The organism is Pseudomonas sp. SR18 (assembly GCF_023701505.1).
Classification (GTDB): Bacteria; Pseudomonadota; Gammaproteobacteria; order Pseudomonadales; family Pseudomonadaceae; genus Aquipseudomonas; species Aquipseudomonas cyclaminis.
Genome location: NZ_JAMQAU010000016.1, coordinates 47,888 through 60,758, shown reverse-complemented (window position 1 = coordinate 60,758; position 12,871 = coordinate 47,888). Strand labels below are relative to the sequence as shown.

Sequence of the window (12,871 nt, the reverse complement as noted above, 5' to 3'; positions counted from 1 at the left end):
AGGACCGACTGATGTTGCATAACTCGATCCTCGACGCCATCGGCCACACGCCCATTGTGCGGCTGGCGCAGTTTTCCGAAGACCTTGGCATCGAGGTCTACGCCAAGCTCGAATCCCTCAACCCCGGTGGCAGCCACAAGGCGCGCATCGCCCTGGGCATGATCCTCGACGCCGAGCGCCGGGGCGTGCTGATACGCGATTCCGGGCAAACCATCATTGAGCCAAGCGGCGGCAATACCGGCATCGGCCTGGTGATGGCCGGCAATGTGCTGGGCTACAAAGTGGTGCTGGTGATCCCCGACAACTACAGCCCCGAAAAACAGAAGCTGCTGCGCCTGTACGGCGCCAAGGTGGTGCTGTCGGACAGCCGCCGGGGCAACAATTCCCATGGCGAAAAGTGCATGGAGCTGCAGTTGGAAAACCCCAGCTACGTGATGCTCAACCAGCAACGCAACGGCGCCAACCCGCAGACCCACCGCGACACCACCGCGCCGGAAATCCTCCGCGCCTTTGGCGAGCGTCGTGTGGACTACTTTGTCAGCGGCATCGGCACCGGTGGCCATATCACCGGTATCGGCGAAACCCTCAAAGCCGCCTGGCCGGCGATCCTCGTCATGGGCGTGGAACCGGAAGAATGCGACCTGCTGAAAGACCAGCACGCGCCGCACCATATCCAGGGCCTGTCGATTGGCCTGATCCCGAGCATCCTCAACCTCAATGTGATCGACGGCATGCTCAAGGTTTCGCGCCAGGACTGCATCGACATGATGAAACGCATCATGCGCACCGACGCCATCAGCCTCGGCCTGTCGTCCGCTGCCAACATGGTCGCCATCGCCCGGCTCGCCCCCGAACTGCCGCCCGAAACGGTGGTGTTGACCATGGTCTACGACAATGCCGACAGCTACCTTCCCAGTTTTGAATAACCGGTTTTCCAACCAGCCAGAATGCGGGGGTGCCTCCATGGGTGGCTTTATCGACATGCAACAGCTGCATGATGAGTTGCTCACCCAGCTCATCAAGACCCTCACGCCTGCGCAGATGAAGCAGTTGGAACCGCACCTGGCGCCGCTGATCCAGAACGCCGCCCAGGCGGTGGCCGAAGACCTGATCGCCTACGCCTACCGCGATCCGGCATCACGCGGGCGCGGCGAGCTGATCCTGGAATCCTATGCCTCGTTCAAGGCGGTGCTGTATTACCGCCTTGCACACCTTGTGTGGAATTTCCCCGACCAGACCAACGGCGTGTTTTCACGCATCGCCCTCAAGCTCAGTAATCAGGGCAAGGTGCTGTCCGGTGCGGAGATTCACCCGGCGGCGCGCATCGGCCGCCGCTTTGTGCTGGACCACGGCTACGGCACCGTGATCGGTGAAACCTGCGAGATCGGCCACGACTGCTACATCCTCTGCGGCGTGACCCTCGGCGCCCGGGGCATCGCCAACAACCCCGACGGCAAGCGCCATCCACGCCTGGGCAACAACGTCGAAGTCGGCTCCGGCGCCCGTGTGCTGGGGTATGTGTTGATTGGCGACAACGTGTTTATCAGCCCGTCCTGCGTGATCACCCAGGACGTACCCGCCGGGACCAAGGTCAAGGTGGTGAACCAGATCCAACTGCAAAAAAATGATGAATCGGACCACAGCAACTACCTCGGCGCCTTCGCCCTGGATGAGCGCTTGCATGTGGTCGGCGAGGTCAATGCCAGCCACAAGGTCACGGTACTGGACGCCGACTTCCACCCTCTGCAGGGGCTGATGCTGGAACCGACGGTGAAGGAGCGTCACCACCTGCAGTTTCGCCTGCACCGCGTTGAAGCCGGCAATCAGCTGCCACGCCTGCCGCTGAACCTGAAAATCTGCGGTCCGGAGTTTGAAATCACCCTGCTTTCCCCCCCTGGCTTGAGTGCAATGGTGCGCCACCTGTTGCAAGCCAGCCCACTGATCGTCGGAGGTTGAACATGTCTGTGCACACCATGGAAACCCTGGCGCTGTTTGACAGCGCGCCCTACCAGAACGCCTTCAGCGCCCGGGTGATTGCCGTCAGCGAACACGGCATTGCCCTGGAACACACGTTGTTCTACCCAACCGGCGGCGGACAGCCGGGCGACACCGGCCACTTGACCCTGCCCGACGGGACGCAGGTGGCCGTGACCGGCACCGTACGCGACCCGGTGCTGCGTTCGATCATCTGGCACCAGGTGGAACACTGCCCCGAGCAGTTGACTGCGGGGGTCCAGGTCGATGCCGGCCTCGATTGGGAACGGCGCTATCAGCACATGAAAATGCACACCTGCCTGCACTTGCTGTGCTCGATCATCGATGCGCCGGTGACGGGTTGCAGCATCAGTGCCGACAAGGGCCGCCTGGATTTCGACCTGCCGGAAATGACCCTCGACAAAGACAGCATCACCCGCGACCTCAACGCGCTGATCGAACAGGCTCACCCGGTGAAAACCCTGTCGATGGCCGCCACGGAATATTCCACGCTGCTGCAGATAACCCGCACCCAGGCGGTCGCGCCGCCGGTGATCCAAGGCTCGGTACGGGTGATTGAAATTGCCGGGATCGACATCCAGCCGTGTGGCGGCACCCACGTGATCAACACCGAGGAAATCGGCCGGGTGTTCTGCGAGAAGATCGAGAAGAAGAGCAAGCACAACCGCAGGGTGATCCTGCGGTTTGAGCAGGTTTGAGCCTGACTCAATCGCTAGCAAAATGAAGGTCAAATGTGGAGGGGCTTGCCCCCTCCTCCATTGGATGTGTGCAGGGTTTTAGAAGGCGTCGCCGGGTACGCGCACGAAGCCTTCCATCAACACCCGTGCACTACGACTCATGATGGCTTTCTTCACCACCCATTCGCCGTTCACTTGGGTAGCTTCGGCACCCACGCGCAACGTGCCCGACGGATGCCCGAAGCGCACCGCATTACGCTCAATGCCGCCTGCGGCGAGGTTGACCAGGGTTCCGGAAATCGCCGCCGCGGTGCCAATCGCCACCGCCGCCGTGCCCATCATCGCGTGATGCAGCTTGCCCATGGACAGTGCGCGCACCAGCAGGTCCACATCGCCAGCCTTGATCGCTTTGCCGCTGGACGCCACGTAATCCGCAGGTTTGGCCACAAACGCGACCTTGGGCGTGTGCTGGCGCTGGGCGGCTTCGTCCAGGTGTTTGATCAGGCCCATGCGCAGTGCGCCATAAGCCCGCACGGTCTCGAACATGGCCAGGGCCTTGGGGTCGCCGTTGATCGCGCCTTGCAGCTCGGTGCCGGTGTAACCGAGGTCTTCGGCGTTGATGAAGATCGTCGGGATACCGGCATTGATCAGCGTGGCCTTGAAGGTGCCGACACCGGGCACTTCAAGGTCGTCTATCAGGTTGCCGGTGGGGAACATCGAGCCACCGCCGCCCTCTTCTTCTGCCGCCGGGTCCAGGAATTCCAACTGCACTTCCGCGGCCGGGAAGGTCACGCCGTCCAGTTCGAAGTCGCCGGTTTCCTGCACTGCACCGTCGGTAATCGGTACGTGGGCAATGATGGTCTTGCCGATATTGGCCTGCCACACCCGCACCACGGCCACGCCGTTGTGCGGGACGCGGGACGGATCGACCAGCCCCGCGCTGACGGCGAACGAGCCCACCGCCGCCGACAGGTTGCCGCAGTTACCGCTCCAGTCGACAAAGGGCTTGTCGATGGAGACCTGGCCAAACAGGTAGTCCACGTCGTGGTCGGCGCGGGTGCTTTTGGCCAGGATCACGCTTTTACTGGTGCTCGACGTGGCGCCGCCCATGCCGTCGATCTGTTTGTCGTAGGGGTCGGGGCTGCCGATCACCCGCAGCAGCAAGGCATCGCGTGCCGCGCCCGGTACCTGCGCCGAGGCGGGCAGGTCCTGGAGGCTGAAAAATACGCCCTTGCTGGTGCCGCCACGCATGTAGGTGGCGGGGATCTTGATTTGCGGTGCGTGTGCCATGGTCGTCCTCTTAAGCCGTCGCCGCCGATTCCAGGAAGTCCTGGGCAAAACGTTGCAACACGCCGCCCGCCTCGTAGATCGACACTTCTTCGGCGGTGTCCAGGCGGCAGGTCACCGGCACTTCGACACGTTCGCCATTTTTGCGGTTGATCACCAGGGTCAGTTGCGCACGCGGGGTGCGCTCGCCGACCACGTCATAGGTTTCGCTGCCGTCGATGTGCAAGGTGTGACGGTCGGTGCCCGGCAAAAACTCCAGGGGCAACACGCCCATGCCCACCAGGTTGGTACGGTGGATGCGCTCGAAGCCTTCGGCGGCAATCGCTTCCACACCGGCCAGGCGCACGCCCTTGGCCGCCCAGTCGCGGGACGAGCCCTGGCCGTAGTCGGCGCCGGCGATGATGATCAGCGGTTGCTTGCGTTCCATGTAGGTTTCGATGGCTTCCCACATGCGCGTAACCTTGCCTTCGGGCTCGATGCGCGCCAGGGAGCCCTGCTTGACCTTGCCGTTTTCCACGACCATTTCGTTGAACAGTTTCGGGTTGGCGAATGTTGCGCGTTGCGCGGTCAAGTGGTCGCCCCTGTGAGTCGCGTAGGAGTTGAAGTCGACTTCCGGCAGGCCCATCTTCGCGAGGTATTCGCCGGCGGCGCTGTCGAGCATGATCGCGTTGGACGGCGACAGGTGGTCGGTGGTGATGTTGTCCGGCAGCACCGCGAGCGGGCGCATGCCCTTGAGCGGACGCGCCCCGGCCAGCGCGCCTTCCCAGTACGGCGGGCGACGGATGTAAGTGCTTTGCGGGCGCCAGTCGTACAGCGGCGCGACTTTGGGGCCGGTGTCTTCGTGGATGGCGAACATGGGGATATACACCGCGCGGAACTGCTCCGGTTTGACCGAAGCCTTGACCACGGCGTCGATCTCTTCGTCGCTCGGCCAGATGTCCTGCAGGCGGATTTCCTTGCCGTCGGCGTCGAGGCCGAGCACGTCCTTCTCGATGTCGAAACGGATGGTGCCGGCAATCGCGTAGGCCACCACCAACGGCGGCGAGGCAAGGAACGCTTGCTTGGCGTAGGGATGAATACGCCCGTCGAAGTTACGGTTGCCCGAGAGCACGGCGGTGGCGTAGAGGTCGCGGTCGATGATCTCTTGCTGGATCACCGGGTCGAGCGCGCCGGACATGCCGTTGCAGGTGGTGCAGGCAAACGCCACCACGCCGAAACCGAGCTGATCCAGTTCATGCCCGAGGCCGGCCTCTTCCAGGTACATCGCCACGGTTTTCGAACCGGGCGCCAACGAGGACTTGACCCACGGCTTGCGCTTGAGCCCCAGTTTGTTGGCATTGCGCGCCAACAGGCCGGCGGCGATCACGTTGCGCGGGTTGCTGGTGTTAGTGCAGCTGGTGATGGCGGCGATGATCACCGCGCCATCGGGCATTTGCCCTGGCACGTCATCCCATTGCCCACTGATGCCTTGGGCCGCCAGGTCGCGGGTGGCAACACGGGCGTGAGGGTTGCTCGGGCCGGCCATGTTGCGCACGACGCTGGACAGGTCGAAGGTCAGGCCGCGCTCGTATCGCGCGCCTTTCAGGTCATCGGCCCACAGGCCTGTGTGGCGGGCGTATTGCTCGACGAGCGCAACCTGTTCGTCTTCACGGCCGGTAAGTTTCAGGTAGGCGATGGTTTGCTGGTCGATATAAAACATCGCCGCCGTGGCGCCGTATTCCGGGGCCATGTTGGAGATGGTCGCACGGTCGCCCAAGGTCAGGGCTGAGGCACCTTCGCCGAAGAACTCCAGCCAGGCGCCGACGACTTTCTGTTTGCGCAGGAATTCGGTCAGCGCCAGCACCATATCGGTGGCGGTGATGCCCGGCAGCAGCTTGCCCGTCAGCTCGACACCGACACTTTCCGGCAGGCGCATCCACGAGGCGCGGCCGAGCATCACGCTCTCCGCTTCCAGGCCGCCAACGCCAATGGCGATCACACCCAACGCATCCACGTGGGGCGTATGGCTGTCGGTGCCGACGCAGGTATCAGGGAACGCCACGCCGTCGCGCACCTGGATCACCGGAGACATTTTCTCCAGGTTAATCTGGTGCATGATGCCGTTGCCCGGCGGGATCACGTCGACGTTCTTGAAGGCCTTTTTGGTCCACTCGATAAAGTGGAAACGGTCTTCGTTGCGACGGTCTTCGATGGCGCGGTTTTTCTCGAACGCATCGGGGTCAAAACCACCGGCTTCGACGGCCAGGGAGTGGTCGACGATCAGTTGGGTCGGCACCACCGGGTTGACCTGTGCCGGGTCGCCGCCTTGCAGGGCGATGGCATCGCGCAGGCCGGCGAGGTCCACGAGGGCGGTCTGGCCGAGGATGTCATGGCACACCACGCGGGCCGGGAACCAGGGAAAGTCGAGGTCGCGCTTGCGTTCGATCAACTGGCTCAGGGACGCGTCAAGGGTGGCCGGGTCGCAACGGCGCACCAAATTCTCGGCGAGTACGCGGGAGGTGTAGGGCAAGGTGGCGTAGGCGCCGGGGGTGATGGCTTCGACGGCCGCTCGGGCATCGAAGAAATCCAGGCGGCTGCCGGGGAGCGGTTTGCGGAATTCAGTGTTCATCGTCAGGACTCGGTCACGGTAGTTGCAAAAAGGAAGACCTGCGCCGATCCGAGGCTGGAATGGAATCAAAATGTGGGAGGGGGCTTGCCCCCGATGGCGGTGTATCAGTTGATACATGTGTTGAATGACACACTGCTATCGGGGGCAAGCCCCCTCCCACATTTGAGCTCATTCCAACCCTGGAATCGCCGGTCTTCAGCGACGTTCGATTGGCACGAACTTGCGCTGCTCTACGCCGGTGTACTCGGCGCTTGGACGGATGATGCGGTTGTTGGCACGCTGCTCGAACACATGCGCGGCCCAGCCGGTGAGGCGTGAGCAGACGAAGATCGGCGTGAACAGCTTGGTCGGGATGCCCATGAAGTGGTACGCCGAGGCATGGTAGAAGTCGGCGTTGGGGAACAGTTTCTTCTGCTCCCACATGGTCTTGTCGATGGCTTCGGAGACCGGGAACAGCACCGTGTCGCCCACTTCATCGGCGAGCTTTTTCGCCCAGCCCTTGATCACTTCATTGCGCGGGTCGTTGTCTTTGTAGATCGCATGGCCAAAGCCCATGATCTTGTCTTTGCGCGCCAGCATGCCGAGGGTGCCTTCCACCGCCTCTTCGGCCGAGGAGAAGCGCTCGATCATTTCCATCGCCGCTTCGTTGGCACCGCCGTGCAGCGGGCCACGCAGGGAGCCGATGGCGGCGGTGACGCAGGAGTACAGGTCGGACAGGGTCGAGGCACACACGCGGGCGGTGAAGGTCGAGGCGTTGAATTCGTGCTCGGCGTAAAGGATCAGCGACACGTTCATGACCTTTTCATGCAGCTCGCTCGGCTTCTTGCCGTGCAGCAGGTGCAGGAAGTGGCCACCGATGCTCGGCTCGTCGGTCACGCAGTCGATGCGCTTGCCGTCGTGGCTGAAGCGGTACCAGTAGCACATGATCGCCGGGAAGGCGGCGAGCAGGCGGTCGGTGACATCGCGCTGCACACTGAAGTCTTTCTCGGGTTCGATATTGCCCAGGAACGAGCAACCGGTGCGCATCACGTCCATCGGGTGGGCGTCGGCGGGGATGCGCTCCAGCACTTCTTTCAGGGCCTGGGGCAGGTCGCGCAGCGTGCTCAGCTTTTTGCTGTAGGCGGCCAGTTCGGCCTGGGTCGGCAGTTCGCCGTACAGCAGCAGGTAGGCAACTTCTTCAAACTGTGCATCGGCGGCCAGTTCACGCACGTCGTAGCCGCGATAGGTCAGGCCGGCACCGGCCTGGCCCACGGTGGACAATGCAGTCTGCCCGGCTACCTGACCACGCAGGCCGGCACCACTCAATACTTTTGCTTCAGCCATGTTCGTTCTCCAATCTTGTAGTTATTCAGGGAGGCCGTTCGTTACTTTTTCGCGGCGAACAGCGCGTCGAGCTTCTGCTCGAAGGTGTGGTAGTCGATGCGGTCGTAAAGCTCCATGCGGGTTTGCATGGTGTCGATCACGTTCTGTTGGGTGCCGTCGCGACGGATCGCGGTGTAGACGTTCTCGGCGGCCTTGTTCATGGCGCGGAAGGCCGAGAGCGGGTACAGCACCAGGGAAACATCGGCAGATTTCAACTGTTCGGTGGTGTACAGCGGGGTCGAACCGAATTCAGTGATGTTGGCCAGGATCGGCGCTTTCACCCGGGCGGCAAACAGCTTGTACATCTCAAGTTCGGTGATGGCCTCCGGGAACACCATGTCGGCGCCGGCCTCGATACAGGCGGCGGCGCGCTCCAGCGCGGACTCCAGGCCTTCGACGGCCAGGGCGTCGGTGCGCGCCATGATCACGAAGCTGTCATCCGTGCGCGCATCCACGGCGGCCTTGATGCGGTCGACCATTTCCTGCTGGGACACGATTTCTTTGTTCGGGCGATGACCGCAGCGCTTGGCGCCGACCTGGTCTTCGATATGAATAGCAGCGGCGCCGAACTTGATCATCGACTTGACGGTGCGCGCCACGTTGAACGCCGACGAGCCGAAACCGGTGTCCACGTCCACCAGCAGCGGCAGGTCACACACGTCGGTGATGCGGCGTACGTCGGTGAGCACGTCGTCCAGGCCAGTGATGCCCAGGTCAGGCACGCCCAGGGAGCCGGCCGCAACGCCGCCGCCCGACAGATAAATCGCCTTGAAGCCCGCACGCTTGGCCAGCAGCGCATGGTTGGCGTTGATTGCGCCGACGACCTGCAACGGTTGTTCGCTGGCGACCGCGTCACGGAAACGCTGGCCGGGTGTGCTTTTATTATTCGAACTCATGACTCACCTCTATCAGGGGCGCCGTCCGGGAAGTGACGGGCAATGTTGCGTTTGGACGCGCCGATATGACGGCGCATCAGCAGTTCGGCCAGTTCACCGTCGCGATCGGCAATCGCATCAAGAATGCGGTGGTGCTCGGCAAAGGCCTGGCGTGGACGATTGGGAGTGGCGGAGAACTGGATGCGGTACATGCGCACCAACTGGTACAGCTCGCCGCAAAGCATTTGGGTCAGGGTGCGGTTACCGGCGCCTTGAATGATCCGGTAATGAAAATCGAAGTCGCCTTCCTGCTGGTAATAGCCGACACCGGCCTGGAACGCGGCATCCCGTTCGTGGGTGTGCAGCACCTGGCGCAGGTCTTCGATTTCAGCGTCAGTCATGCGCTCGGCGGCCAGGCGGCAGGCCATGCCTTCCAGGGACTCGCGGATCTCATACAGCTCGACCAGCTCGGCGTGGCTCAAGGACACCACTCTAGCGCCGACGTGAGGCACGCGGACCAGCAGGCGCTGGCCTTCCAGGCGATGGATCGCCTCGCGCAACGGGCCACGGCTGATGCCGTAGGTGCGCGCCAGCTCAGGCTCGGAAATCTTGCTGCCGGGGGCAATCTCACCCTTGACGATGGCGGCCTGGATGCGCCGGAAGACGTTCTCGGACATGGTCTGGGAATCGTCCTGCGCGACCACCGGCGTTTGCAGCTGATCCAGCATATTGTCGACACCTTTAAAAGCAATGTGGCAAAAACTAGCTAATCAGACCTGCATAGTCAAAGAATAAATCCACATTGTCGACAATCGTCTAATAACCACGGCTAACCTTTCTCAAGGCATGGCCGCCTGCCAGCGCTGGCGCCAAAAAAGCATCATGTTAGAATGCCCGCCGAATTTGCCTGACATCATTGGATGAAACGGCGCACGAGGGAGCTTGCGCAGTAATGCCAGTCGCCTTGAATTGAACATCGCACTGCATCGCCTCAGGATCTATGAGACTCAAGCCCTTTTCCCTGTTTTGCCTACTGTTCGTACCGGGCCTTGGCGTTGCCGCCGAGAAGACCGTGTATGGCCTCAACGAATACGCCCAATTGGCTGGCATCAACCTGGAAGTCGCCGCCAAGCTGGACACCGGCGCCAAGACCGCCTCCCTCAGCGCCCGCGATATCAAGCGTTTCAAGCGCAACGGCGAATCCTGGGTGCGTTTCTACCTGGCGATCGACACCGCCCATTCCCACCCCATCGAACGTCCCCTGGCCCGCGTCAGCAAGATCAAGCGCCGTGCCGGCGATTACGACCCCGATGAGGACAAGAACTACACCGCCCGACCAGTGATTGCCCTGGATATCTGCATGGGCACCGCTTTACGCAGCATCGAAGTGAACTTGACTGACCGCAGCGCATTCCAATACCCGCTGCTGATCGGCTCCGAAGCATTGAAACGCTTTGATGCGCTGGTCGACCCCAGTCTTAAATACGCAGCAGGCAAACCCGCCTGCGCCGCCGACGCTCATACCGCCGAGTAAACCGAATGCGCTCTCTTACCCTGCACCTGAAAATCCTGATCGCCATCCTGGTGGTGCTGGGTATTTCGGTCACCGCCTACCAGATCTTCGTGCTGGGCATTCCTGTCACCGAGGACGCCACCGACGACCTGTGGAACATCGACGCCAAGGTCGAGTTCGTCGCCAACCCGAAGGACCCGGTAAAGATCCAGATGTTCGTGCCACCGTTGAGCCGCGACTTTGTCAGCCTCAATGAGAGTTTTATCTCGAATAACTACGGGGTGAGCGTCAACCGTACCGACGGCAACCGCAAGGTCACCTGGTCTGCCCGCCGGGCCAAGGGCAACCAGACCCTGTATTACCGCCTGGTGCTGACCAAGCGTTACAGCGGCGAAAAAACCAAGATCAAGGGCCCGACCTTCCGCGACAGCATTGCCGTGGAAGGCCCTGAAAAAATCGCCGCCGAAGCCCTGCTGGCGCCGATCCGCCAGCACTCGGCCGACGTCGAAACCTTTATTACCGAAGCCATCAAGCGCACCAACAACCTCAACGACGACAATGTGAAGCTGCTGCTGGCGGGCGACCCTTCCGTACCGCACAAGGCCAAGATCGTCGAGTTGCTGCTGTCGATAGCCCATGTGCCGGTGGAAAAGGTCCACACCATCCGCCTGGTCGCCGACCAGCCGCAATCCCCGGAACTGTGGCTGCGCAGCTTCAATGGCAATGACTGGCTGTACTTCAATCCGGAAACCGGCGAACAGGGCCTGCCCACCGACCGCCTGCTGTGGTGGACCGGCGATGAAAACCTGATCACGGTCGACGGCGGCAAGAAGGCCATGGTGACGTTCAGTCTGAACAACAGCGAAATGAACGCAATTCGCCTGGCCAAGCTGACCGACGAGAACACCGACGCCAACTTCCTCGAATACTCGCTGTATGGCCTGCCGCTGCAAACCCAGCAGACCTTCATGATCATGGTGATGATCCCGATTGGCGTGCTGGTGATTCTGATCCTGCGCAACTTGATCGGCCTGCAGACCCTGGGCACGTTCACGCCGGTGCTGATTGCCCTGGCGTTCCGCGAAACGCAGCTGGGCTTCGGGATTGTGCTGTTTACGATCATCACGGCGCTGGGGCTGTCGCTGCGGTCCTACCTGGAACACTTGAAGTTGCAGATGCTGCCGAGACTGTCGGTGGTGCTGACGTTCGTGGTGGTGCTTATCGCGGCCATCAGCCTGTTCAGCCATAAACTCGGCCTGGAACGCGGGCTGTCGGTGGCGCTGTTCCCGATGGTGATTCTGACCATGACCATCGAACGCCTGTCGATCACCTGGGAAGAGCGCGGGGCCAACCATGCGCTCAAGGTGGCGATTGGTACGTTGTTCGCTGCTTCCCTGGCGCACCTGATCATGAGCGTGCCCGAGTTGGTGTACTTCGTGTTCACCTTCCCCGCGATCCTTTTGATCCTGGTGGGCTTCATGCTGGCCATGGGTCGTTATCGCGGCTACCGCCTGACCGAGTTGGTGCGTTTCAAGGCGTTCTTGAAGGCTGACTCATAATGTTCGGCTTCTGGAAGACCTGGAAAGCCCTGGAAGCGCGGGGAATCATGGGCATCAACCGGCGTAATGCCGACTACGTGCTCAAGTACAACAAACGCAGCCTGTACCCGATCGTGGATGACAAGATCATCACCAAGGAACGGGCGATCGCTGCCGGCATCCATGTGCCGGAAATGTACGGGGTGATCTCGACCGAAAAAGAAATCGACAAGCTCGATGAAATTATCGGCGGGCGCAGCGACTTCGTGATCAAGCCGGCCCAGGGCGCGGGCGGCGACGGTATTCTCGTGGTAGCCGACCGTTTCGAAGGGCGCTATCGCACGGTGTCCGGCAAGATCATCAGCCATGAGGAAATCGAACATCAGATTTCCAGCATCCTCACCGGCCTGTATTCCCTGGGCGGCCACCGCGACCGTGCGCTGATCGAGTACCGCGTGGTGCCCGACCAGATCTTCAAGAGCATCAGTTACGAAGGCGTGCCGGATATCCGCATCATTGTGCTGATGGGCTACCCGGTGATGGCCATGTTGCGCTTGCCGACCCGCCAATCCGGCGGCAAGGCCAACCTGCACCAGGGCGCGATTGGCGTCGGTGTGGACCTGGCCACCGGCCTGACCCTGCGCGGCACCTGGCTGAACAACATCATCACCAAACACCCCGATACCACCAATGCGGTGGATGGCGTGCAACTGCCCAACTGGGACGGTTTCATGAAACTGGCCGCTGGCTGTTACGAGCTGTGCGGGCTGGGCTATATCGGTGTGGACATGGTGCTGGATCAGGAAAAAGGCCCGCTGATCCTCGAACTGAATGCGCGGCCAGGGCTGAACATCCAGATCGCCAACGACTGCGGCCTGACCTTGCGCACCCACGCGGTAGAAGCACGACTGGAAGCGCTGAAAGCCGCCGGCGTGACGGAAACCCCGGAAGAGCGAGTCAAGTTCGTGCAGGAAATGTTTGGGCATATTCCCCCTGTAGAGGGCTGATCCAGCCTT

Annotated in this window: 11 protein-coding genes; 6 read left to right on the top strand and 5 right to left on the bottom strand. The window is 61.8% G+C overall.

Annotated elements, in window-relative coordinates; all coding sequences use genetic code 11:
* Nucleotides 1-11 precede the first annotated feature (11 nt).
* From NDJ82_RS21550 to NDJ82_RS21540, 3 genes are read left to right on the top strand one after another with little or no spacing between them, the layout of a single operon-like run.
* A complete protein-coding gene (locus tag NDJ82_RS21550; protein ID WP_250926260.1) occupies nucleotides 12-926 on the top strand; it encodes a PLP-dependent cysteine synthase family protein in 915 nt (304 codons plus the stop codon).
* 37 nt (nucleotides 927-963) lie between these two features.
* On the top strand, nucleotides 964-1,956 hold the full coding sequence (locus NDJ82_RS21545; RefSeq protein WP_099582710.1) for a serine O-acetyltransferase: 993 nt from the start codon (nucleotides 964-966) through the stop codon (nucleotides 1,954-1,956).
* A gap of 2 nt (nucleotides 1,957-1,958) precedes the next feature.
* Nucleotides 1,959-2,693 (top strand): alanyl-tRNA editing protein, encoded by a 735-nt coding sequence (locus NDJ82_RS21540; RefSeq protein WP_250926259.1) that lies wholly within the window; start codon nucleotides 1,959-1,961, stop codon nucleotides 2,691-2,693.
* Between the two features lie 78 nt (nucleotides 2,694-2,771).
* Here the strand turns inward: NDJ82_RS21540 and prpF are convergent, their stop codons facing one another.
* From prpF to NDJ82_RS21515, 5 genes are all read right to left on the bottom strand, one after another.
* Nucleotides 2,772-3,962 carry a 2-methylaconitate cis-trans isomerase PrpF gene (gene prpF, locus NDJ82_RS21535; protein WP_250926258.1) on the bottom strand — a complete coding sequence of 397 codons (1,191 nt, stop codon included), beginning with the start codon at nucleotides 3,960-3,962 and terminating at the stop codon, nucleotides 2,772-2,774.
* A 10-nt stretch (nucleotides 3,963-3,972) separates the two neighbouring features.
* Nucleotides 3,973-6,567 (bottom strand): Fe/S-dependent 2-methylisocitrate dehydratase AcnD, encoded by a 2,595-nt coding sequence (acnD, locus tag NDJ82_RS21530; RefSeq protein ID WP_191947642.1) that lies wholly within the window; start codon nucleotides 6,565-6,567, stop codon nucleotides 3,973-3,975.
* 195 nt (nucleotides 6,568-6,762) lie between these two features.
* The gene (gene prpC / locus NDJ82_RS21525) at nucleotides 6,763-7,890 is read right to left on the bottom strand and encodes a bifunctional 2-methylcitrate synthase/citrate synthase (protein WP_158877468.1); all 1,128 of its coding nucleotides are present in this window, start codon (nucleotides 7,888-7,890) and stop codon (nucleotides 6,763-6,765) included.
* Between the two features lie 41 nt (nucleotides 7,891-7,931).
* Nucleotides 7,932-8,825 (bottom strand): methylisocitrate lyase, encoded by an 894-nt coding sequence (gene prpB / locus NDJ82_RS21520; RefSeq protein ID WP_099582716.1) that lies wholly within the window; start codon nucleotides 8,823-8,825, stop codon nucleotides 7,932-7,934.
* Nucleotides 8,822-9,532, bottom strand: a complete 711-nt coding sequence (locus tag NDJ82_RS21515) for a GntR family transcriptional regulator (RefSeq protein WP_250926257.1) — start codon at nucleotides 9,530-9,532, stop codon at nucleotides 8,822-8,824. The genes prpB and NDJ82_RS21515 overlap by 4 nt, the downstream gene beginning before the upstream one ends.
* Before the next feature lie 272 nt (nucleotides 9,533-9,804).
* Here NDJ82_RS21515 and rloA point away from each other — a divergent pair, with 272 nt between their 5' ends.
* From rloA to NDJ82_RS21500, 3 genes are read left to right on the top strand one after another with little or no spacing between them, the layout of a single operon-like run.
* Nucleotides 9,805-10,338 carry a retropepsin-like aspartic peptidase RloA gene (gene rloA, locus NDJ82_RS21510; RefSeq protein ID WP_099582718.1) on the top strand — a complete coding sequence of 178 codons (534 nt, stop codon included), beginning with the start codon at nucleotides 9,805-9,807 and terminating at the stop codon, nucleotides 10,336-10,338.
* A 5-nt stretch (nucleotides 10,339-10,343) separates the two neighbouring features.
* Entirely contained in the window at nucleotides 10,344-11,876 is a 1,533-nt protein-coding gene (gene rloB, locus NDJ82_RS21505; RefSeq protein WP_099582719.1) for an osmotic stress tolerance membrane protein RloB, read from the top strand.
* Nucleotides 11,876-12,862 carry an alpha-L-glutamate ligase-like protein gene (locus NDJ82_RS21500; RefSeq protein ID WP_032887562.1) on the top strand — a complete coding sequence of 329 codons (987 nt, stop codon included), beginning with the start codon at nucleotides 11,876-11,878 and terminating at the stop codon, nucleotides 12,860-12,862. The genes rloB and NDJ82_RS21500 overlap by 1 nt, the downstream gene beginning before the upstream one ends.
* Nucleotides 12,863-12,871: the final 9 nt, after the last annotated feature.

What these genes read in the sequence shown, in the direction of transcription:
- NDJ82_RS21550 (WP_250926260.1), top strand. Translation starts at nt 12, where the DNA reads ATGTTGCATAACTCGATCCTCGACGCCATCGGCCACACGCCCATTGTG.
- NDJ82_RS21545 (WP_099582710.1), top strand. Translation starts at nt 964, where the DNA reads ATGGGTGGCTTTATCGACATGCAACAGCTGCATGATGAGTTGCTCACC.
- NDJ82_RS21540 (WP_250926259.1), top strand. Translation starts at nt 1,959, where the DNA reads ATGTCTGTGCACACCATGGAAACCCTGGCGCTGTTTGACAGCGCGCCC.
- prpF (WP_250926258.1), bottom strand. Translation starts at nt 3,962, where the DNA reads ATGGCACACGCACCGCAAATCAAGATCCCCGCCACCTACATGCGTGGC.
- acnD (WP_191947642.1), bottom strand. Translation starts at nt 6,567, where the DNA reads ATGAACACTGAATTCCGCAAACCGCTCCCCGGCAGCCGCCTGGATTTC.
- prpC (WP_158877468.1), bottom strand. Translation starts at nt 7,890, where the DNA reads ATGGCTGAAGCAAAAGTATTGAGTGGTGCCGGCCTGCGTGGTCAGGTA.
- prpB (WP_099582716.1), bottom strand. Translation starts at nt 8,825, where the DNA reads ATGAGTTCGAATAATAAAAGCACACCCGGCCAGCGTTTCCGTGACGCG.
- NDJ82_RS21515 (WP_250926257.1), bottom strand. Translation starts at nt 9,532, where the DNA reads ATGCTGGATCAGCTGCAAACGCCGGTGGTCGCGCAGGACGATTCCCAG.
- rloA (WP_099582718.1), top strand. Translation starts at nt 9,805, where the DNA reads ATGAGACTCAAGCCCTTTTCCCTGTTTTGCCTACTGTTCGTACCGGGC.
- rloB (WP_099582719.1), top strand. Translation starts at nt 10,344, where the DNA reads ATGCGCTCTCTTACCCTGCACCTGAAAATCCTGATCGCCATCCTGGTG.
- NDJ82_RS21500 (WP_032887562.1), top strand. Translation starts at nt 11,876, where the DNA reads ATGTTCGGCTTCTGGAAGACCTGGAAAGCCCTGGAAGCGCGGGGAATC.